This window comes from Butyrivibrio sp. NC2002 (genome assembly GCF_000702265.1).
Classification (GTDB): domain Bacteria; phylum Bacillota; class Clostridia; order Lachnospirales; family Lachnospiraceae; genus Butyrivibrio.
Genome location: NZ_KL370880.1, coordinates 175,088 through 195,097 on the forward strand (window position 1 = coordinate 175,088; position 20,010 = coordinate 195,097).

The 20,010-nt window shown below is 41.4% G+C and carries 21 protein-coding genes; all 21 read left to right on the forward strand.

From position 1 onward, the window contains the following. The first annotated feature begins 1 nt into the window (after position 1). On the forward strand, positions 2-1,579 hold the full coding sequence (locus T543_RS07965) for an extracellular solute-binding protein (RefSeq protein WP_035767449.1): 1,578 nt from the start codon (positions 2-4) through the stop codon (positions 1,577-1,579). 32 nt (positions 1,580-1,611) lie between these two features. Continuing rightward, the gene (locus T543_RS07970) at positions 1,612-2,163 is read left to right on the forward strand and encodes a DJ-1 family glyoxalase III (protein WP_035767452.1); all 552 of its coding nucleotides are present in this window, start codon (positions 1,612-1,614) and stop codon (positions 2,161-2,163) included. Between the two features lie 82 nt (positions 2,164-2,245). Continuing rightward, the gene (locus tag T543_RS07975; RefSeq protein WP_035767454.1) at positions 2,246-2,821 is read left to right on the forward strand and encodes a CYTH domain-containing protein; all 576 of its coding nucleotides are present in this window, start codon (positions 2,246-2,248) and stop codon (positions 2,819-2,821) included. Between the two features lie 159 nt (positions 2,822-2,980). After that, the gene (tig, locus tag T543_RS07980) at positions 2,981-4,438 is read left to right on the forward strand and encodes a trigger factor (RefSeq protein ID WP_035767457.1); all 1,458 of its coding nucleotides are present in this window, start codon (positions 2,981-2,983) and stop codon (positions 4,436-4,438) included. Positions 4,439-4,615: 177 nt separating this feature from the next. Then, complete coding sequence (gene clpP / locus T543_RS07985) at positions 4,616-5,221, forward strand: ATP-dependent Clp endopeptidase proteolytic subunit ClpP (RefSeq protein WP_035767459.1); 606 nt, start codon at positions 4,616-4,618, stop codon at positions 5,219-5,221. Positions 5,222-5,252: 31 nt separating this feature from the next. After that, positions 5,253-6,527 (forward strand): ATP-dependent Clp protease ATP-binding subunit ClpX, encoded by a 1,275-nt coding sequence (clpX, locus tag T543_RS07990; protein ID WP_035767467.1) that lies wholly within the window; start codon positions 5,253-5,255, stop codon positions 6,525-6,527. 84 nt (positions 6,528-6,611) lie between these two features. Then, complete coding sequence (gene yihA / locus T543_RS07995; RefSeq protein ID WP_035767469.1) at positions 6,612-7,214, forward strand: ribosome biogenesis GTP-binding protein YihA/YsxC; 603 nt, start codon at positions 6,612-6,614, stop codon at positions 7,212-7,214. After that, positions 7,211-7,792 (forward strand): HdeD family acid-resistance protein, encoded by a 582-nt coding sequence (locus T543_RS08000; RefSeq protein WP_035767471.1) that lies wholly within the window; start codon positions 7,211-7,213, stop codon positions 7,790-7,792. Before yihA ends, T543_RS08000 begins: the two co-directional genes overlap by 4 nt. A gap of 166 nt (positions 7,793-7,958) precedes the next feature. Next, a complete protein-coding gene (gene clpB, locus T543_RS08005) occupies positions 7,959-10,553 on the forward strand; it encodes an ATP-dependent chaperone ClpB (protein ID WP_035767473.1) in 2,595 nt (864 codons plus the stop codon). Between the two features lie 16 nt (positions 10,554-10,569). Next, the gene (locus tag T543_RS08010; RefSeq protein WP_035767481.1) at positions 10,570-10,752 is read left to right on the forward strand and encodes a DUF4250 domain-containing protein; all 183 of its coding nucleotides are present in this window, start codon (positions 10,570-10,572) and stop codon (positions 10,750-10,752) included. A gap of 156 nt (positions 10,753-10,908) precedes the next feature. After that, positions 10,909-11,634: a CpsB/CapC family capsule biosynthesis tyrosine phosphatase gene (locus tag T543_RS08015; protein ID WP_155843213.1), complete on the forward strand. Its 726-nt coding sequence runs from the start codon at positions 10,909-10,911 to the stop codon at positions 11,632-11,634. Between the two features lie 48 nt (positions 11,635-11,682). Further along, positions 11,683-12,402: a YveK family protein gene (locus tag T543_RS08020; protein ID WP_035767484.1), complete on the forward strand. Its 720-nt coding sequence runs from the start codon at positions 11,683-11,685 to the stop codon at positions 12,400-12,402. A 19-nt stretch (positions 12,403-12,421) separates the two neighbouring features. Beyond that, complete coding sequence (locus tag T543_RS08025; protein ID WP_035767486.1) at positions 12,422-13,273, forward strand: polysaccharide biosynthesis tyrosine autokinase; 852 nt, start codon at positions 12,422-12,424, stop codon at positions 13,271-13,273. Between the two features lie 11 nt (positions 13,274-13,284). Next, entirely contained in the window at positions 13,285-13,773 is a 489-nt protein-coding gene (locus T543_RS08030; protein ID WP_155843215.1) for a hypothetical protein, read from the forward strand. Then, positions 13,757-14,815, forward strand: a complete 1,059-nt coding sequence (locus T543_RS08035; RefSeq protein ID WP_035767491.1) for an LCP family protein — start codon at positions 13,757-13,759, stop codon at positions 14,813-14,815. The genes T543_RS08030 and T543_RS08035 overlap by 17 nt, the downstream gene beginning before the upstream one ends. A gap of 76 nt (positions 14,816-14,891) precedes the next feature. Beyond that, on the forward strand, positions 14,892-15,590 hold the full coding sequence (locus T543_RS15205; protein ID WP_051638629.1) for a class B sortase: 699 nt from the start codon (positions 14,892-14,894) through the stop codon (positions 15,588-15,590). 145 nt (positions 15,591-15,735) lie between these two features. Continuing rightward, entirely contained in the window at positions 15,736-16,386 is a 651-nt protein-coding gene (locus T543_RS08045; RefSeq protein WP_035767493.1) for a hypothetical protein, read from the forward strand. A gap of 116 nt (positions 16,387-16,502) precedes the next feature. Then, positions 16,503-17,207 (forward strand): sugar transferase, encoded by a 705-nt coding sequence (locus tag T543_RS08050; RefSeq protein WP_197023948.1) that lies wholly within the window; start codon positions 16,503-16,505, stop codon positions 17,205-17,207. 263 nt (positions 17,208-17,470) lie between these two features. After that, positions 17,471-18,508 (forward strand): aldo/keto reductase, encoded by a 1,038-nt coding sequence (locus T543_RS08055; protein WP_035767496.1) that lies wholly within the window; start codon positions 17,471-17,473, stop codon positions 18,506-18,508. Positions 18,509-18,539: 31 nt separating this feature from the next. Continuing rightward, on the forward strand, positions 18,540-19,400 hold the full coding sequence (gene amrS / locus T543_RS08060; protein ID WP_035767497.1) for an AmmeMemoRadiSam system radical SAM enzyme: 861 nt from the start codon (positions 18,540-18,542) through the stop codon (positions 19,398-19,400). A 75-nt stretch (positions 19,401-19,475) separates the two neighbouring features. After that, on the forward strand, positions 19,476-19,970 hold the full coding sequence (locus tag T543_RS08065) for an NUDIX hydrolase (protein WP_035767499.1): 495 nt from the start codon (positions 19,476-19,478) through the stop codon (positions 19,968-19,970). Positions 19,971-20,010: the final 40 nt, after the last annotated feature.

Genomic DNA, 20,010 nt, shown 5'->3' on the forward strand with positions numbered 1-20,010 from the left:
AATGAAAGGTTTTTTATTTAAAAGACTAATTATAGCAGGTACAGCGATTCTTATGCTTACCGGATCGGCCGGATGTGCTGAAGCGAATATTGAAACGGCTTATAATTCAAATGATGATGCAAACAGCATTACATGTATGGTGTGGGACAGAGGTACATTTCCTGAAGGAAAAAACGGAGATGACAACGGTCTTGCGATTTACATAAGAGAAAATGTAAAAAAGGAACTTGGAATAGAAGTCCATTTTGTGGATGTTCCCAGAGATCATTCTGACGAAGAAATCGAAAAAATGATGGAAGATGGAACAATTCCTGATATTTTCTTTACCTATTCGCCATCTGTTTTCGGATATATGACAAAGCAGGGGAAAGTCACGGAAATAGGTAAGGAATATGATGAGTACTGCACCAACATACAGGAGTATATTGGCGATATCCAGTACATGGGCGAGTATAACGACAAGCGCATTGCTGTCATGAAAAGAAGAGGCTTCAGGCAGCCAAGACACCTTGCCTATATAAGAAAAGACTGGTGTGATGCACTTGGAATGGATGTCCCCAAGAATAAGGAAGAACTTTTTGAATATTTATATGCGGTAAAAGAGAAGAACCCCGGAAATGTTGACGGAGTGATTCCGTGGGGAATGGGAGGAAATACAAACTCTGAAAAGTTTTATCACAGCTTTGTATGCTCCTATGTGGATGATCTTTCTGAGAGAGATTCATTTATATATTCCGAGCGCTTCATTGTTTTTGCAAAAGGGGCAATGGACGGAATAAGAGAGATGAATAAGTTATACAATGACGGGATCATATCTCTTGATTTTGCCGCAGATACAGATGACTCCAAATTTGTAGATGATATAGAGAGTGGCAAGGTCGGATTTTTTGTAGATGATGCGCTCAATCCATTTAGCTATATAGAAACTTTGAAGAAGAATGTAAAGGATGCTGAGCTCGTTCCTTTACTTTGCTTTGATACTAAATCCGGAGAGTACATAAATGTAACAGAACCTCTTTATGGCATGTATATAATGGTTCCTTCAAAGAGTAAGGAAAAGCTTCCTGCCATAATGAAGTATCTGAACTGGCTTGCCGACCCTGATAATGCAATAAAGATCAATTATGCACCGGGGTATGAAGAGACTGAGGGCGGAGCGCCGCTTGCAAGATCTATTGATGAACTTAATGCAGAGGGATATCCCGGACACCCTGACGATTACTGCATTGTTAATGGTCAGTTTCCGTTTATGACAAACAAAAGAGCCCAGGTTTCGATTTGGGCTGAAAATTGCAAATGGGAAAGTTATGACTGGTTTGAGAATTTGTATGATGTATGTCTTACCAATCAGTACACTTTTCCGTCGACAAGTGTTATTCTGGAATCTGAGGCAAGATATCAGACAGCCATAGAGCAATCCCTGGTAAGAGAAATGTATAATCTTATAAGCTGCCCTGTGAATGATTTTGACAGGGAATTTGAAGTTTCTTATGGTATTTTGAAGGGTATGGGGCTGGAAGAGATATTAAATGAGAGAGCCGGATATTACGACAGCGGCGAACTAAAGATCGGAAAATAAGAGTTTTATTAAAGAGATCAGGGAGGCATAAAATGGCAAATATAGCATTGTTTTTGGCAGAGGGGTTCGAAGAGATTGAGGCACTTACGGTAGTTGATCTATGCAGAAGAGCAGGTCTTAATATAGATATGGTATCTGTAACCGATGATTTTACTGTAAAAGGATCTCATGGTATAGTTGTGAGCGCTGATAAAACCATGGAAGACGTTGATTTTGACAACACGGATATGCTCGTTTTGCCGGGTGGAATGCCGGGAACGATCAATCTTGAAAAAACAGAAGATCTCATGAGACAGGTCAGAGCTTTTAATGCTGCCGGAAGATATATCAGTGCAATCTGCGCAGCACCCGGAATATTCGGAAGAGCAGGCATCCTGCAGGGGAAAAAGGCATGTGTATTCCCCGGACTTGAAGGTGAGCTTAAGGGCGCAGATGTGCAGATGAGTGAGACGACAGTTGATGGTCACATCCTTACAAGCAGGGGGATGGGCACGGCGATTCCTTTCGGACTTGCAATTGTCGAGAGATTTTGCGGAAAAGAAGCTGCTACAGAACTTGGAAACAAGATAGTATACAGACAGTAAATGGCAGCAGGAATATGAGATATGAAGAGGGCTTTTTTGATAATCGGGATCTGATTACAAAAAAGCCCTTATGAGGTTAATTATGGGACTTGAAATCGAAAGAAAATTTACAGTAAAGAATATGCCAAATAAACTGGAGGATTATCCTGTACGCGTTATCGAGCAGGGGTATTTGAGTGTGATTCCTGCTATTAGAGTAAGGAGAGAGGACGATCACTACTATATGACCTACAAGGCAGGAAAAGAGTTCTGCAAGGTTAATGCCATAGAAAGTCAGGAGCAGGAAGATATAGAGGGAGGAATCGGGAAAACCGAGTACAATATGCCTCTTGATAAGGATTCCTATGAGCATCTTGCCAAAAAGGCAGACGGCAATGTGATAAGAAAGAAAAGATATATCATACCGCTTAATCCTGATGCTTATGACAGCGATTTTGCCAAAGGTCATCCTGATTTTGAGGAAAAAATATCTCAAATGAAGATCGAACTGGATGTGTTTGGTGCTCCTTTTGACGGAAGGGTCATTGCAGAAGTTGAATTTCCTGATGAGGATTATGCCGAAAAATACAGACCTGCAGAATGGTTTCTTGAAGATGTCACGGGGGATGTCAGATACAGTAATGCTCAAATGAGTAAAGAAATTTTGCCTGACAGGTAATACAGAAAAATAGAGTAGAAATTATTAAAGACCTGTGCTATAATCTTTAGGCAACTGTGCCTGATGATTTAACACAGGTCACTTTATATATAGATAAACAGCACAAAAATAGTTGTGTAAACATTTATTTTATACGTAGTATAGGAGGAAGAAATTTCAATGAGCGTATCAGTAGAAAAGCTCGAGAAGGGCATGGCTAAGCTTACAATCGAAGTTGATGCAGATGTTTTTGAGAAGGCTATCGAGACAGTTTATAACAAGCAGAAGAACAAGATCCAGATTCCCGGATTCCGTAAGGGTAAGGCTCCCCGCAAAATGGTAGAGCGTATGTACGGTAAGGAAATCTTCTTTGAGGATGCTGCAAATGAAGTTATCAATGCAGAATATCCCAAGGCAGCAGAAGAGTGCGGCGAGGATATCGTATCAAATCCTGATATCGATGTAGTTCAGATTGAAGCAGGTAAGCCTTTTATCTTCACAGCTGAGGTTGCACTTAAGCCTGAAGTTAAGCTTGGAAAATATAAGGGCGTTGAGGTAGAAAAGATGGACCTTGACGTAACTGACGAGGAAGTTAATGCTGAGATCGATCAGGAGAGAAACAGAAATGCAAGAACTATCGAAGTTACAGATCGTAAGGTTGAGAACGGCGATATCGTAACTCTTGATTTCGAAGGATTTGTAGACGGAACACCTTTTGAAGGCGGTAAGGGTACAGATTATCCTCTTACAATCGGTTCAGGTGCTTTCATTCCCGGATTTGAAGAGCAGCTTATCGGATTTGAGATTGGCAAAGAGGGCGATGTAAATGTTACATTCCCTAAGGAATATCAGGCAGAAGAGCTTGCAGGTAAGGATGCTACATTCAAGTGCACAGTTAAGGCTATCAAGGCTAAGGAACTTCCTGAGCTCAATGATGAGTTCGCAAGCGATGTTTCTGAGTTCGAGACAGTTGCTGAGTATAAGGAAGATGTAAAGAAGAAGCTTGCTGAGCGCAAGGAAGCTGAAGCTAAGGCTAAGAGAGAGGATGCAGCTGTTAAGGCTATCATCGAGGATTCTGAGATGGAACTTCCTGAGAAGATGATTGAGACACAGCAGCGTCAGATCGTAAATGATTTTGCTCAGAGACTTCAGTATCAGGGCATGAACATGAAGCAGTACATGCAGTACACAGGCAACACTGTTGAGCAGCTTATGGAGCAGGTTAAGCCTCAGGCTATCGAGCGCATCCAGTCAAGACTTGTTCTTGAGGCAATTGCAGCAGCTGAGAAGCTTGAAGCTTCTGAGGAAGAAGTTGAGGAAGAACTCAAGAAGATGGCTGAGCAGTACAAGATGGAACTTGATAAGGTTAAGGAGCTTATGGGCGAGCGTGAGCTCAAGACTCTTAAGGATGACCTCGCTGTTCAGAAGGCAGCTAAGTTCGTTGTAGAGAACGTTAAGGAAGGCGCTGCAAAGAAGACAAGAAAGACAGCTGCTAAGAAGGCAGAAAAGGCAGAGGCTGATGCTACAGAAGAGAAGCCTAAGCGCACAAGAAAGACAGCTGCAAAGAAGACAGAGGAAGCTGGCGAAGAGAAGCCTAAGCGCACTCGTAAGACAACTAAGAAGACAGAAGAGGAATAATTCTCTGCTTCTTGACATGAGATAAAATTATACGCCCCGAAGGGATCCGGATCATGCATCTGAATTCTTTCGGGGCGTTAGTTGTAGTTGCAGTTCGGGCTATAGGTTGCGTAAAATCATTTGAATGGTTATAATAATCTAGTATTACTATAAAAAATACAGAGAGGAAGCACGATAATGAGTTTAATACCTTACGTCATAGAACAAACGAGCCGTGGTGAGCGCTCATATGATATTTATTCAAGATTATTAAAGGAACGTATAGTTTTTCTTGGTGAAGAAGTTAATTCGGTATCTGCAAGTGTAGTAGTTGCCCAGCTCCTTTTCCTTGAGGCAGAAGATCCCAGCAAAGATATTCATATGTATATCAACAGCCCCGGTGGTGAGATTACATCCGGTATGGCTATTTATGATACAATGCACTACATCAAGTGCGATGTAAGTACAATATGTATCGGTATGGCTGCAAGCATGGGCGCATTCCTTCTTGCAGGTGGTGCTAAGGGGAAGCGTATGGCTCTTCCCAATGCTGAGATAATGATCCATCAGCCTCTTGGAGGAACTCAGGGTCAGGCTACTGAAATCGAAATTGCAGCTAAGCATATTATCCGCACAAAAGAAAAACTGAATACACTTCTTGCTGAGAACACAGGAAAACCTTATGAGCAGATCGCTGCTGATACAGAGAGAGATAACTGGATGTCAGCACAGGAAGCTCTTGAGTATGGTCTTATCGATTCTATAGTAGAGTCCAGACCCAAGGATGATAAAGAAGACAAATAATTTCATTTTTTAAAAAAGGAAAGAAACTAATATGGCAGTTAAAAACACCGGAGAAATCCGCTGCTCTTTTTGTAACAAGACACAGAATCAGGTTAAAAAGTTAATAGCCGGACCCGCAGGGGTATATATTTGTGATGAATGTGTTGATATCTGCGCAGACATCATTGAAGAGGAATTTGAGGATGAGCCGGTATCTCATGATGATACTGACATCAATCTCCTTAAGCCTGTTGAGATCAAGAATTTCCTTGATGAATATGTAATCGGTCAGGATGAGGCTAAGAAAGTTTTATCCGTTGCAGTCTACAACCATTATAAGAGAGTTATGGCTCCCAAGACACGTGGTTCAGAGGATGATGTAGAACTTCAAAAGAGCAATATCATAATGGTAGGACCTACAGGTTCCGGTAAGACATATCTTGCACAGACACTTGCTAAGATCATAAATGTTCCTTTTGCAATTGCAGATGCAACTACCCTTACTGAGGCCGGATATGTCGGTGAAGATGTTGAGAACATCCTTTTGAAACTTATCCAGGCTGCAGATTATGATGTAGAGCGTGCAGAATACGGTATTGTCTATATCGATGAAATTGATAAGATCACTAAAAAGAGTGAAAATGTTTCAATAACAAGAGATGTTTCAGGTGAAGGCGTTCAGCAGGCACTTCTTAAGATAATTGAAGGTACTACTGCCAGCGTTCCTCCGCAGGGTGGACGTAAGCATCCTCATCAGGAACTTATCCAGATCGATACATCAAATATCCTGTTCATCTGTGGTGGTGCATTTGATGGACTCGATAAGATTGTTGAGGCACGTCTTGACCGCAATTCAATCGGATTTAATGCAGAGATCGCTGATAAGAGTGAGCGTGAGATAGGTGAGGTTCTTAAGGAAGTAACACCTCAGGATCTTACTAAGTTCGGACTTATTCCTGAATTTGTAGGCCGTGTTCCGATCTGCGTTACACTTGAAGGTCTTGGTCAGGAAGCTCTTGTCAGAATCCTTACTGAGCCCAAAAATGCGCTTGTTAAGCAGTATCAGAAGCTCTTTGAATTTGACAATGTAAGTCTTTCATTCGAAGATGATGCTATTGCTAAGATTGCATCTCTTGCTCATGAGAGAAAGACCGGCGCACGTGGACTCAGATCCATTATGGAAAAGGCTATGATGGATGTAATGTATGAGATTCCTTCTGATGAATCAATTACAGAGTGCGTGGTAACGGAAGAATCTGTTACAGGAGATTCTTCACCGCTGATTGTTTATAAGGATGAAGCTAAGAGGCTTAAACCTGCAAAATAATTTTGCGGATATACGAATAAATAAACTAATGCAAAAGGCAGAGATCTAAGTGTCCCTGCCTTTTTATGCACGATGGAGAATCAGATGGTTATAAAAAATGTAAATCTAGAGACGGTAATTGGTGTTACGAGCAAACTGCCCCAGAATGATAAACCGGAGTTTGCTTTTGCCGGAAAGAGTAATGTTGGTAAGTCATCGCTTATAAACGGACTTATGAACAGGAAACATCTTGCAAGAGTAAGCCAGGAACCGGGAAAAACTCAGACAATAAATTATTACAATGTAAATAATGAATTTTATCTGGTAGATCTTCCGGGCTATGGATTTGCAAAGGTGCCGGACTCTGTTAAGAAAAAATGGGGAAAGATGATCGAGAATTATCTTAATAAATCCATTATGTTAAAGCAGGTGTTTTTGCTTATAGACATCAGACATGAGCCGTCAGCTAATGATAAGATGATGTATGATTGGATAGTATCATCAGGTGCAAGGCCTATAATCATTGCAACAAAATCTGACAAGATAAAGAAAAGTCAGTTTGAAAAACACATGAATATGATAAGAGAGACGCTTGGTATGACTGATGAGGAGCTGATCCTTCCTTATTCTTCTCTTAGCAAGGATGGAAGGGATGAAATATATGAGGTTATGGATAAGCTGCTTGAAGAGTGTGGAGGTGAAGAATGAACTTCTTTTTCAGATTAAAAACTAATTTTTTTATCGATGCCATAATTTTGGTTGTAGTAGGACTGATCCTTGTATTCTTGCCGGGAACAACACTTACTATTTTGACTAAGGCAATAGGCGTACTGATACTGGTTGCCGGAATAGCATCTGTTGCGAGCGGGATAATCAAAAAAGAGCAGAACATGCTTACCAGAAACAGTTCACTTGGAATGGGACTTATTGTATCTGTTGTAGGATTGTGGATCCTTATAAATCCTCACTTTTTTGAATCTATAATTCCGATAATCGCGGGAGTTATCATTCTCTTTAGCGGTCTTATGAACCTCGGAGAGGCAATAAGTTTAAGTAGAAGCAAATATTCTAACTGGTGGGTAGCACTTATCCTTGCTGTTTTAACTATTCTTGTTGGAGCATTCTTATTATTCAGACCTGTTATCGCACTTTCCTACGTGGTTCAGCTTATAGGCGGAGCTCTGATCTACAATGGTATCTCCAATCTGTGGATTGTTTCACGGATCCATAAGGTTGATAAGGAAAATGGAAAAGAAGTAATTGATGTTGAAAGTAAGGAATTATAATCGCTTTTTTTAACAGACACTAAATTATACGATAGGCTATGCACCATTAAAGGCGATGCGTAGCCTATTACTTTGCTTAAATGTATATTTATCAGGTTGACATGGAAAAATAAGTGTGTTATACATGATATAGAACAAATGATACATTCATAAAAGAGGTAGGGTTATGAATATACAGAAGTTTACACAAAAATCAATAGAAGCGGTTCAGAACATGGAGAAGGTTGCTGTTGATTTCGGTAATCAGGAAATAGAACAGGAACACTTACTGTACAGCTTGATGACGATAGAAGACAGCATTATTCCCAGACTGATAGAAAAAATGGGCATTGAGCCAGAGGTATTCAAAGCTCAGATAGAAGGTCTTATAAAGAAGAGACCTAAGGTTCAAGGCGGCAATTCTTATGTTGGCGCAGACCTTAATAAGGCACTTTTAAAGAGTGAAGATGAGATGAAGGCTCTGGGAGATGAGTATGTTTCCGTTGAGCATATCTTTCTTGCTATTTTGAGAAATCCCAATCGCGGTGTTAAAGGGCTGTTTGAAACCTGCGGAATAGACAGGAACAGGTTTTTACAGGCACTGTCAGAGGTAAGAGGTAATCAGAAAGTTGTATCCGACAATCCGGAAGCAACATACGATACCCTTGAAAAATACGGTATTGAACTGGTTGAGCGTGCCAAAGAGCAGAAGCTTGAGCCTGTAATAGGCAGAGATGCAGAGATAAGGAATACAATCCGCATCTTATCAAGAAAGACTAAGAATAATCCTGTTCTTATCGGTGAGCCCGGAGTTGGTAAAACTGCGGTAGTTGAAGCTCTTGCGCAAAGAATTGCAGATGGAGAAGTTCCTGAGAATCTGAAGGATAAAAAGATTTTCTCACTTGATATGGGTTCACTTGTTGCAGGTGCCAAGTACAGAGGCGAATTTGAGGAGAGATTAAAAGCTGTTCTTCAGGATGTCAAGGAATCCGACGGAGAGATCATATTGTTTATTGATGAGCTCCATACTATAGTTGGTGCAGGCAAGACCGATGGCGCACTGGATGCCAGCAACATGCTGAAACCGATGCTTGCAAGAGGAGAGCTTCATTGCATAGGCGCAACTACCCTCAATGAGTACAGACTCTATATAGAAAAGGACGCTGCTCTTGAGAGAAGATTCCAGCCTGTAATGGTCTCTGAACCTACGGTTGAAGATACGATAAGTATCCTTAGAGGCTTGAAGGAAAGATATGAGAACTATCATAAAGTTAAGATAATGGATTCAGCCCTTGTAAGTGCTGCAACCTTAAGTAACAGATATATTTCCGACAGATTCCTTCCGGATAAAGCGATTGACCTTGTTGATGAGGCGTGCGCACTTATTAAGACCGAGATGGATTCAATGCCCGCAGAGCTCGATGACATGAACAGGAAGATCATGCAGCTTCAGATGGAGGAGGTCGCACTTTCAAAAGAAGATGATTCACTTAGTAAGGAGCGACTTGCCGCGCTGCAGAAAGAACTGGCGGAGCTTAAATCTGATTTTGATACCAGAAAGGCTCAGTGGCAGAACGAAAAAGATGCTGTTGATAAGCTTGCAAAGATAAGAGAAAGCATAGAAGAAGCTAATACTGAGCTGCAGATCGCACAAAGAAACGGTGATTTTGAAAAGGCCGGAGAACTCCAGTATGGTAAGATTCCGGAGCTGAGAAAAGAGCTCGAACAGGAAGAGGCAAAGACAAATTCCAAAGAACTCTCTCTTGTGCATGAAAAGGTATCGGATGAGGAGATTGCAAGGATAATATCCAGATGGACGGGTATTCCAGTTTCCAAACTGACTGAGAGTGAAAGGAATAAGACTCTGCACCTTGCTGATGAGCTTCATAAGAGAGTAGTTGGCCAGGATGAGGCGGTGACTAAGGTCGCTGAAGCTATTATGAGATCTAAGGCCGGAATAAAGGATCCGGGAAAGCCGATTGGTTCATTTATGTTCCTTGGACCTACAGGTGTAGGTAAAACAGAGCTTGCAAAGAGTCTTGCAGCATCACTTTTTGATGATGAGAATAATATTGTCAGGATCGACATGAGTGAGTACATGGAGAAATACAGCGTCTCAAGGCTTATTGGAGCACCGCCCGGATATGTAGGCTATGAGGAAGGTGGTCAGCTTACAGAGGCTGTTCGCAGAAAACCTTATGCTGTTGTTCTTTTTGATGAAGTTGAGAAGGCTCATCCTGATGTGTTCAATGTTTTGCTGCAGATTCTTGATGACGGAAGAGTTACTGATTCTCAGGGCAGAACAGTGGACTTTAAGAATACTATCCTTATCATGACTTCCAATATCGGTGCACCATACCTTCTTGATGGAATTCAGGAGGACGGCTCAATAAGTAAAGAAGCAGAAGAGATGACAATGAATGAGCTTCATGCTCATTTCAGACCTGAGTTTCTTAACAGACTTGATGAGATGATCCTGTTTAAGCCTCTTACCAAGGACAATATAAGCGGAATTGTTGAACTTATTGTTGACGACCTCAATAAGAGACTTGCAGACAGAGAGATAAGCATCAGCCTTACACCTGCTGCTAAGCAGTATGTGGCAGACAATGCTTATGATGCAAACTATGGCGCAAGGCCAATAAAGAGATTTATCCAGAAGTATGTAGAAACACTTTCTGCAAAGCTCATCCTTGAAGATAAGGTCAGCCCACATGATACAATAGTATTTGATGTGGAAGGAAATGACCTTGTAGCACATGCAAAGAAGAATGAGCCATGATACGGAGGAAATATACATGATACCCAAGGATCCGGTAATGCTTTTGAGCTATATTAATACTCAGTTAAGGGATAATTATAAAGACCTTGATGCTTTGGCAGAAGGACTTGATATTAGTCACTCTGACCTTGAAGAGATAGTAAAAAAACTCGAAGGCATCGGCTACAAGTACGATTCTTCAAAAAACAGTTTTACATGATAAAAGGGACGGTTCCAAAAAGAGCCGTCCCTTTGCCGTTATTTTAGGCTTATTTGACCTGAAAGATGCGGAAAATATAGTAATTGCAAGGCAAAACAACATGATGTATACTGAATGTGAGGTAGTACAATTTGTTGTATGTTGGGGAGTTTTTAGGTGATACCATCAATTGATATTCATTGCCATATAATGCCGGGGGTCGACGACGGTTCTCCTGATATGGAGACGAGTCTTGAAATGTTAAAGACTGCCCTGTCTGAAGGTACTAAAGGCATGATTCTCACACCGCATCATAAACCGATGCATCATAACGTAAGTCCCGAACACAACATAGAATATACGGAAGAGCTCATGGAAAGAGCGCATGAAAAAGGAATGAAGGTGCAGCTTTTTCCCGGAAATGAGATTTATTATTGCGACAATACCGTGAGAGAAATTGAGCAGGGGAGGATTTCTTCGCTTGCAGACTCAAGGTATATGCTTGTAGAGTTTCATCCGACCGATATGTACAAGAGCATTCATAATGCTTTATATGCAGTTGCGTCAACAGGATACATGCCTGTACTTGCTCATGTTGAGAGATATGCGGATATTGCAAAGCACATAAAATATGTGGATGAGCTAATCGATATGGGTGTATATATCCAGGTTAATGCAAACAGTGTCATGGGAAAATACGGACTTGGGATAAGGCATTTTACAAGAGAGCTTTTAAAAGAAAAAATGGTTCATTTTATTGCCACGGATGCTCATGACAATAAGGGACGTGCTCCGCATCTTTTGTCCTGCAGGGACTTTGTAGAGAGTAGATACGGTGAGGACTACGCGATCCGGATTTTTCATGATAATGCAATGAAAATATTACGAGACGAAATAATATAAAAAACTAGTGTAAGGAAAGATCTTTATTCTGCACGATAAGAGGGGCGTATGGGAAGAGATGATGTAATTGAAATTAATCTTGCCGAGATTTTCATGGTGCTTATTGGTAAGGCATGGCTAATAATCAGTTCAGGGATATTCTTTGCCCTTTTGTGTCTGTTTTTGAGTAGATTTGTCATTACTCCTTTGTATTCATCCACAACAAAAATATATATTTTGAATAAAGAAGAAGGCGCTACGGTAACGTATTCCGATGTGCAGATATCCACACAGCTGACGCAGGACTATGCTCAGCTGATAAAGAGTAGATACGTGCTTGAAGAGGTGATCCAGACACTTCATCTGGATATGGAATACGATGAATTCTATAATCTGGTTTCGATCAGTACGCCTGATGATACCCGTATCGTATCGATAACTGTCAGGGACTCTGATCCTATGATGGCTATGAAAGAGGCTAACTGCGTACGGGAAGTTGCATCAAAACATATTCAAAACGTTATGGATATCGATGCTATCAATATTGCAGAGCTGGCAAATATGCCTACTGAAAAGTACAGCCCCAATGTAAAAAGATGGGGACTTATTGGAGGCATTGGTGCGGTAGTGGCTGTATCTGCGATCATTATTTTGAATTATCTGATGGATGACACTATAAAAACCAGTGATGATGTGGAAAACTATCTTGGACTTAGCACTCTTGCGATGATTCCTGCAATTTCAGATGAACCTGCAGGTAAAAAGAAGAAAAAGCCGGGATCAAGATAACAAAAGAGGATGATGTTATATGCAGCAGACAACATTGCATTTTAGTGAAGCCGAAAACAATTATCAGATGAAGGAGTCCTACAAGACTCTTCGAAGTAATGTGGAATTCAGTGGTCAGGATGTAAGGGCTATCTCTGTTACAAGCTGTACTCCGGGCGAAGGAAAATCCAGTGTTTCCATGGCGCTTGCCAGAGCTTTTGCAGAAGCCGGGAAAAAGACGGTTCTTGTAGATGCTGATATGAGAAAATCAGTAATGGTTGGTAGATACAAGACGGGATCTGTAAGGCTTGGGCTTACGCATTGCCTTGTGGGAAGAGAAAAGCTTTCCAACGTTATTTGCGAGACGGATATTCCTAATCTTTACGTTATCTTTTCCGGACCGATACCGCCAAATCCCAGTGAGCTTCTTGGCGGAGAGATCTTTAAAAAGATACTTGATAACATGAAAAATGTTTTTGATTACATAATTGTTGATACGCCTCCTCTCGGAAGTGTAATTGATGCGGCTGTTATAGCAAAGCAGTGCGATGGAACAATTATGGTCATTGAGGATAATGCGATAAGCTACAGATTTGCCCAAAGAGTAAAGGGACAGCTTGATAAGGCCGGAGCCAAGGTTATAGGAGCTGTTCTTAACAAGGTTGATATGAGTGGTGGTGTTTACGGGCATTACGGAAAATATTACGGCAAGTATTATGGCAAATACTACGGCAAATATTATGGGCGAGATAATGATAGTTCCGGTATGGGTGCAGTGGAGCCCGAGAGGGTAGGACCTCCCAGAAGACCTGCAGAAAACAGGGGACCAAGAAGAGGAACGGCTGATCTTGATGAACTTGACTATGTAGAAGGCGTTGTGAGAAAAGACTAAGGAGCTTGAATTTGAAAAGTAATATTTTAGCATTCTTTTTTACGGTGGGAAGCATTGCGATGGCGGTGCTCATTATATGGTTCTACAATTTATCCGACAGAACAGCTCCGGAAATGCGTTTTGTGGCGATGGATCTGACTTATGATGCCGATACCCAGGAGAAAGATCTGCTTAATGGTGTTATGGCATATGATGGTAAAGACGGCGATATTACAGACAGGATAGTGGTTGAAAAAACCATAATCAACGAGGAGAGTTCGTCTGCCGTTGTATATTATGCCGTAAGTGATCTGTCAGGAAATGTTACAAAGCAGTCGCGCGTTTTTCCTGCTGATCTGGGCAGCTTTGATGAACAGGAAAATGCTATTGATGAAAATATGATGCTTCCCGAAGGATTCATTATGGAATCTGAAGAAGGCGAAGTGGTAGACGGACAGTCTGGTGAAGGACAAGAAACAGAAACAAGCACAGAGGGTAAGAGCGGTGAGGAACAAAACTAACAAAATCCTGCTTATATGGGCAATAATTGTCACTGTGATCCTTATAGTTGTTGCGGTGTTTGAAGTCGTAAGAGTAGTCGGCAAGTCTAATTTGTTTGCAAAAAATAACGTACAGGCACCTCAGGCTACGAGCACAGAAGTTCTTACTGCCGAGGAAAATGCCATGGAATGGCAGTCTGACTGGGTTAAACATAATGGCCAGATATATGACTACAATGAGGATATACTTACTTTTCTTGTGATGGGAATTGATAAGCTTGACGAGGAAGTGACCGAAGTTTACGGAGAAATAAACGGAGGGCAGGCAGATGCGCTTTTCCTTTTGGTATTTAATCCTCACGACAAGACAACCAAGATAATAGGAATAAATAGAAATACCATGACAGATGTGGATTTCTATGATGAGTACAATAATTACATAACAACGAGCAAGGCTCAGATCGCGATCCAGCATGGTTTTGGGGACGGGGTTGAAGGTTCATGTGAGCTTCAGAAAAAAGCAGTCAGCAATCTGTTTTACCAGCTTCCCATACATGGATATGCTGCAATCAATATGAGTGCGATTGCAACGATAAATGATGCTATTGGCGGAGTTACCGTTGTGCCAAAGAGTGATTTTTCAACCAAAAATTATGAATTTCATGAAGGCGAAGAAGTACACCTCGATGGTGAAGCAGCCTTTGATTTTTTAAAGGGCAGGGATGTTAACCAGATAGGATCTGCTGACAAGAGGCTGGAGAGACAAAAGATATATCTGACTGCGTTTACCAATCAGATTTTGTCGCAGGCTGATAACGGACCGGCACTTGCGGCCAAGATATACAAGGAAATATCCAAGCAGATGACGACGGATGTGACCTTGGATGAGTTGTCATACATTGCGTCAAGCGTTTCTTCTTTTTCCTTTGATCAGGATAGTGTGTATCTGCTAAAAGGAAAAACGATGATGGGTGAGAAATATGAAGAGTTCTACCCTGATGAAGAAGCTATGTATGATATGGTTCTTGATATTTTTTATGAAAAAGTTGATGTGAATGGGTAAAGGTTTTTGAGAAATGATCCGAAATAGTAGTTGGATAGCGCAGAATATGCGCAAAAGTTGGGGGTTTATTTTAGGTATGGGCATGTCAGTAGTTCTTATGGCATGTGGGAATCAAAATACTACTAATAATGCCGGCGAGAGCGGCACTATGAATGAGACTGCGACAGACGGAACGGTTGATGTAAATGCGATTGCGGCAACTAATCCGGACGTGATCGGGTGGCTTTATGTTCCCGGTACAAATATCGATTATCCGATCTGTCAGAATATAGATGGTGATGATACATATTATGAGTCTCATGAATGCAATGGATTTACACAAAACGATAAAGGCGGCATATATATCGAAGCCGGAAATATGATGGATATGTGTGATTTTAACACGGTTATCCACGGGAAAACCACCTCCGATAACGATATGTTTTCCGAACTTTGGAACTTTGCTGATGAAAAGTTTTTCGAGGAAAACAGCCAGTTTGTGATATTTACACCTGATAATATGCTCACTTATGAGATTTGGACTGCGTACCAGAGAGACAATACTTCACTCATAAGGGAATATGATTTTTCAGAAAACGATGGCTGCGAGAGCTTTTTGCAGGATATGAAAAAAGACTGGACTACCAATACTAATTTCAGATCCGGATGGGAGCAGGGAGTGACAGCCGACAATTTCCTGGTAACTCTTACTACTGTGGATAAGGATCATCCGGATAAACAATGGGTAGTAGTTGGCTGCATGATAGGTGATGCGGCCGGGACGATAGACAGATAGGCGTGTTTACGGAAAATTGTTTTTGAAAATGCCATTTTAATGCTTATTTTATGAATTATTAATAATCCTTATAACGGATTTTTGATAAAATATAATTAGAATTTTCTTATGAGATGTGCTTAGGGCACAGAAAGGGGTACAGGTTATGAAAAAGATAGTTTCGCTTGTTATGGTTGGGGCAATGACATTTACTCTGGTGATTCCTGCAAAAGCTGCGGTTTCACCTGAGGCAAATACCTATAATTACTATACGTACAACACGTATAATAATTACAATACCGATAACAGCGTTACAAATAACTATAATATCAGAATTACAGTAAAGGGTAACGGAAGTGCCAAGGTGCCGAAGGTTACAATAAAAGGCGGAGGCGGCAGCTCAGGTGGTGTAACAGTTAAGGGTAACGGAAATAATACTGTTTCTGCAGCACCCGGACTTGACTGCGTTCAGACAGTCGGACAAGGCGGAAAGCTTATAATCAATGGCTGCAAAACTAAAGCAGTATTGTCACTTTTTGAGACAACAAGCGGATCAGTAAGTTCAGCCAAGGTTCTTGCAGCTTCACTTGGCGGTACAGTTAAAAATGTTGTTAACAGCCAGGCTCCCGGAGTCAGATTCAGCGAAGCTCAGGTTAACTTCTACACACCGGGCGTTAACGCAACTGATATTTACAGGGTATACATTCTTGGTGCAAACGGCACATGGGAAGAGATACCTGTAGATGAGATCAGAAAAGATCACATCGTTGTAAGGATCAGAAAAGCAGGAACACTTGCATTTATTAAGATGAACTAACAGGCAATCGGGTAAAGGGTTTGTTTTTACAGACTCTGAGACTAAAGTACCAATGAAAAATTGGTAATAAGGTTTCCTTGGTGCGATAAGCACCGATTATGAGGGGAGGAAATCCTATGAATGATATGGCAGTAGCGAAAAGAGAAGAACTAGTAATCGAAGATGCCGGAAATAAAATCATAGCTCTGATATATCAGGAAGTATATGATCACAAAGCAAATATTTATAAGGGCCTTAAGAGGTTGTTTGATGTTGTGGCATCAAGCTTTGCACTGGTTGTTTTGTCACCTGTGTTTTTGCTCACGGCACTTGCGATCCTGCTTGAAGACGGAGGCCCCGTATTCTTTACACAGCAGAGAGCCGGAAAAGACATGAAGCCTTTTAAGATCTACAAGTTCAGGAGCATGTACAAAAATGCTGAGGCTCAGTTCCAGAGAATGCAGGCACAAAATGAGCAGACCGGACATGCTTTTAAGATCAAGGATGATCCCAGAATAACTCATGTCGGTAAATTTATCCGCAAGTATTCCATAGATGAATTGCCGCAGCTTATTAACATCATTAAAGGCGATATGAGCATAGTCGGACCAAGACCAATCCTTCTTAATCAGATGGAAGAATGCAATGCTTATGAAAAGCAAAGACTTATCGTAAAACCCGGTCTTACCTGCTACTGGCAGGTCGGTGGAAGAGCCAATATTAAATGGGCTGAATGGGTTGAGCTTGATCTTAAGTATATTCAGGATATGAGCATTGCAACTGACATTAAACTAATTTTCAAAACAATACCTGTTGTGTTTAAATCAGAAGGCGCATATTAAGTAAGATTTTTTGGACTCCCTCACTACAATGGTGAGGGAGTTTTTATTACATAGGAAATTGCTTTCCTATGTAATAAAAACGCTCCGCGAGGATGCGCACTCGCGCGAAAGGAATATGTTGCATTCTGCAACCGCGCTCGGCGCGAGAATGTCGCGAGCGCCATTCTTTTCTTATGCTTTTTTACAATGACAAGAAATCCTCTAAAGCATATAATTGAACTTAGAACAAATGGCTGTACTTTTAGGTAGGTGGGTGATTTTATATGAAAAATGTAATATTGGGCAAAACAGGTATATCGGTGCCGCAGAATGGTTTTGGGGCACTTCCGGTTCAGAGAGTATCTCTCGAAGAAGCAGTAAAGCTTTTACGCAAAGCTTATGACGGCGGCATGAGGTTTTTTGATACTGCAAGAGCTTACAGCGATAGCGAAGAGAAGGTCGGAGCTGCTTTTGGAGATGGCTACGTAAAAAGAGAAGATATAATCATTGCAACCAAGACAGGTGCCAAGACGCCGGAAGAATTCTGGCAACATCTTGAGACATCTCTTGAAAAGCTTAAGACATCTTATATTGATATTTACCAGTTTCATCTTATGGGACAGTGCTGGAAGCCCGGAGATGGATCCGGCATGTATGAGTGTATGCTTGAAGCAAAAAAACAGGGCAAGATAAGACACATAGGCGGAACTGCGCATAAGATTGGTGTTGCAAAAGAACTTGCACAGTCAGGGCTCTATGAAACTGTTCAGTATCCGATAAGCTATCTTGCTACAGATCAGGAAATCGAGCTTATCCGTATGTGCAATAAAAATAATGTCGGTGTCATCTGCATGAAGGGGCTTGCAGGCGGACTTATCACCAATTCAAAAGCTGCTATGGCCTTTGTGAATCAGTTTGAAGGAACTGTCCCGATCTGGGGTATCCAGAGGGAGTCAGAGCTTGATGAGTGGCTTTCATATATGGATGAGACTCCTGTGATGAATGACGAGATAAAGGCATTTATCGACAGTGAGAGAAAAGAACTTATGGGAGATTTTTGCAGAGGCTGTGGATATTGCATGCCGTGCACGGTTGGCATTCAGATAAACCAGTGCAACAGGATGTCGCTAATGCTTCGCCGCGCTCCCAGTGATAGCTGGCTGTCAGAGTACTGGCAGGGCGAGATGAACAAGATAGAAGATTGTGTAAGGTGCGGCGCATGTCTTTCGAAGTGTCCGTATGAATTGCAGATCCCTGACCTTTTGAGGAAAAATCTTGAGGACTATAGAGAAGTACTGGCAGGTAATAGAAGCGTAAAGTGATAAGCTGATCAAAGATGCTTGGGGCAAAAATATGGCTAAGTGTAATGTCTGCTATAGGAAATGTGAAATAGAGGAGAATGGACGCGGCTTTTGCGGGGTAAGAACAAACAGAGGCGGCAGGATAGAGCCGGTAAGTTATGGAAGGATCACAAGCATAGCTCTTGATCCCATTGAGAAAAAACCGCTGTCAAAATTTATGCCCGGAAGTAAGGTCATCTCAGTTGGAAGCTATGGGTGTAATCTGCGTTGTCCTTTTTGCCAGAACTATCAGATATCCTGGTCGGAATTAGCTTACAGATTTGAGAATGAGGCTGAGTATCTTTCGCCCGAAGAGTTATCGGACCTTGCACTTGAATATAAAGATAAGGGAAATGTTGGCTTAGCTTTTACTTATAATGAACCGCTCATTGGATACGAGTATGTGAGGGACTGTGCGAGGCTTGTCCATGAGAAGGGGATGGTAAATGTCCTTGTTTCAAATGGTATGGCGAGCCTTGAAGTTTTGAATGAGATAATTCCCTATATCGATGCCATGAATATTGATCTAAAGGGCTTTACTGACAGATATTATGCGGACTTTTTAAAAGGAAACAGGCAGATGGTTATGGATTTTATCACGGAAGCCGTAAAGCATTGCCATGTTGAACTTACGACCCTCATTGTTCCCGGTGAAAATGACTCCGAGGATGAGATGAGAGAGCTCTCTAAATGGGTTTCTCTTCTTAAGGGTGCTGACGGAAGATGTATAGGTTCTGATATACCACTTCACATTTCGAGATTCTTTCCAAGGTTTAAGACCATGGACAAAGAGGCAACGGATGTAGAGCTGATATATCGCCTTGCAGATGTGGCAAGAGAGAGGCTTAACTATGTTTATACAGGCAACTGCTAGTAGCTTACTTGCAGGTAATTTGGTTAATGGTAAGGTAGACAGTTCGATATCCGGTTATGAATTAGAAGGTTAATAATGATCAGAGAAAATATAACCACTCTGTGTTACCTCGAAAGAGGAGATTCATATCTGATGCTCCACAGGGTGAAAAAGGAAAAAGATATAAATAAGGACAAATGGATAGGCGTGGGAGGTCATCTTGAGAATGACGAAAGTCCCGAGGAGTGCATTCAAAGGGAAATCCGTGAGGAAACCGGCTATGATATACCTCTGACTGAACTTAAGTACAGAGCGGTTGTGACTTTTGTTACAGAAAACGGCGATTACGAGCTGATGAATCTTTTTACGGCAAAAGCTCCGGGGCATGAGCCGATTGATTGTGATGAGGGTGAACTTGTGTGGGTTAAAAAGAGCGAAATATACTCACTTAACCTGTGGGAAGGAGACAGGATCTTTTTAAAGAAGCTTGATGAGTGCAAGGACTTCTTTTCATTAAAACTATCCTATGATGTGAAAGGAGATCTGGTAGAGGCTGTTTTGAACGGCAGCAGGATCTCAAAAGACACATAAGTGTTGTGGATGAAAAACTCAGATGATAAAATGGCTCTAG

What these genes read in the sequence shown, in the direction of transcription:
- T543_RS07965 (WP_035767449.1), top strand. Translation starts at nt 2, where the DNA reads ATGAAAGGTTTTTTATTTAAAAGACTAATTATAGCAGGTACAGCGATT.
- T543_RS07970 (WP_035767452.1), top strand. Translation starts at nt 1,612, where the DNA reads ATGGCAAATATAGCATTGTTTTTGGCAGAGGGGTTCGAAGAGATTGAG.
- T543_RS07975 (WP_035767454.1), top strand. Translation starts at nt 2,246, where the DNA reads ATGGGACTTGAAATCGAAAGAAAATTTACAGTAAAGAATATGCCAAAT.
- tig (WP_035767457.1), top strand. Translation starts at nt 2,981, where the DNA reads ATGAGCGTATCAGTAGAAAAGCTCGAGAAGGGCATGGCTAAGCTTACA.
- clpP (WP_035767459.1), top strand. Translation starts at nt 4,616, where the DNA reads ATGAGTTTAATACCTTACGTCATAGAACAAACGAGCCGTGGTGAGCGC.
- clpX (WP_035767467.1), top strand. Translation starts at nt 5,253, where the DNA reads ATGGCAGTTAAAAACACCGGAGAAATCCGCTGCTCTTTTTGTAACAAG.
- yihA (WP_035767469.1), top strand. Translation starts at nt 6,612, where the DNA reads ATGGTTATAAAAAATGTAAATCTAGAGACGGTAATTGGTGTTACGAGC.
- T543_RS08000 (WP_035767471.1), top strand. Translation starts at nt 7,211, where the DNA reads ATGAACTTCTTTTTCAGATTAAAAACTAATTTTTTTATCGATGCCATA.
- clpB (WP_035767473.1), top strand. Translation starts at nt 7,959, where the DNA reads ATGAATATACAGAAGTTTACACAAAAATCAATAGAAGCGGTTCAGAAC.
- T543_RS08010 (WP_035767481.1), top strand. Translation starts at nt 10,570, where the DNA reads ATGATACCCAAGGATCCGGTAATGCTTTTGAGCTATATTAATACTCAG.
- T543_RS08020 (WP_035767484.1), top strand. Translation starts at nt 11,683, where the DNA reads ATGGGAAGAGATGATGTAATTGAAATTAATCTTGCCGAGATTTTCATG.
- T543_RS08025 (WP_035767486.1), top strand. Translation starts at nt 12,422, where the DNA reads ATGCAGCAGACAACATTGCATTTTAGTGAAGCCGAAAACAATTATCAG.
- T543_RS15205 (WP_051638629.1), top strand. Translation starts at nt 14,892, where the DNA reads ATGGGCATGTCAGTAGTTCTTATGGCATGTGGGAATCAAAATACTACT.
- T543_RS08045 (WP_035767493.1), top strand. Translation starts at nt 15,736, where the DNA reads ATGAAAAAGATAGTTTCGCTTGTTATGGTTGGGGCAATGACATTTACT.
- T543_RS08050 (WP_197023948.1), top strand. Translation starts at nt 16,503, where the DNA reads ATGAATGATATGGCAGTAGCGAAAAGAGAAGAACTAGTAATCGAAGAT.
- T543_RS08055 (WP_035767496.1), top strand. Translation starts at nt 17,471, where the DNA reads ATGAAAAATGTAATATTGGGCAAAACAGGTATATCGGTGCCGCAGAAT.
- amrS (WP_035767497.1), top strand. Translation starts at nt 18,540, where the DNA reads ATGGCTAAGTGTAATGTCTGCTATAGGAAATGTGAAATAGAGGAGAAT.
- T543_RS08065 (WP_035767499.1), top strand. Translation starts at nt 19,476, where the DNA reads ATGATCAGAGAAAATATAACCACTCTGTGTTACCTCGAAAGAGGAGAT.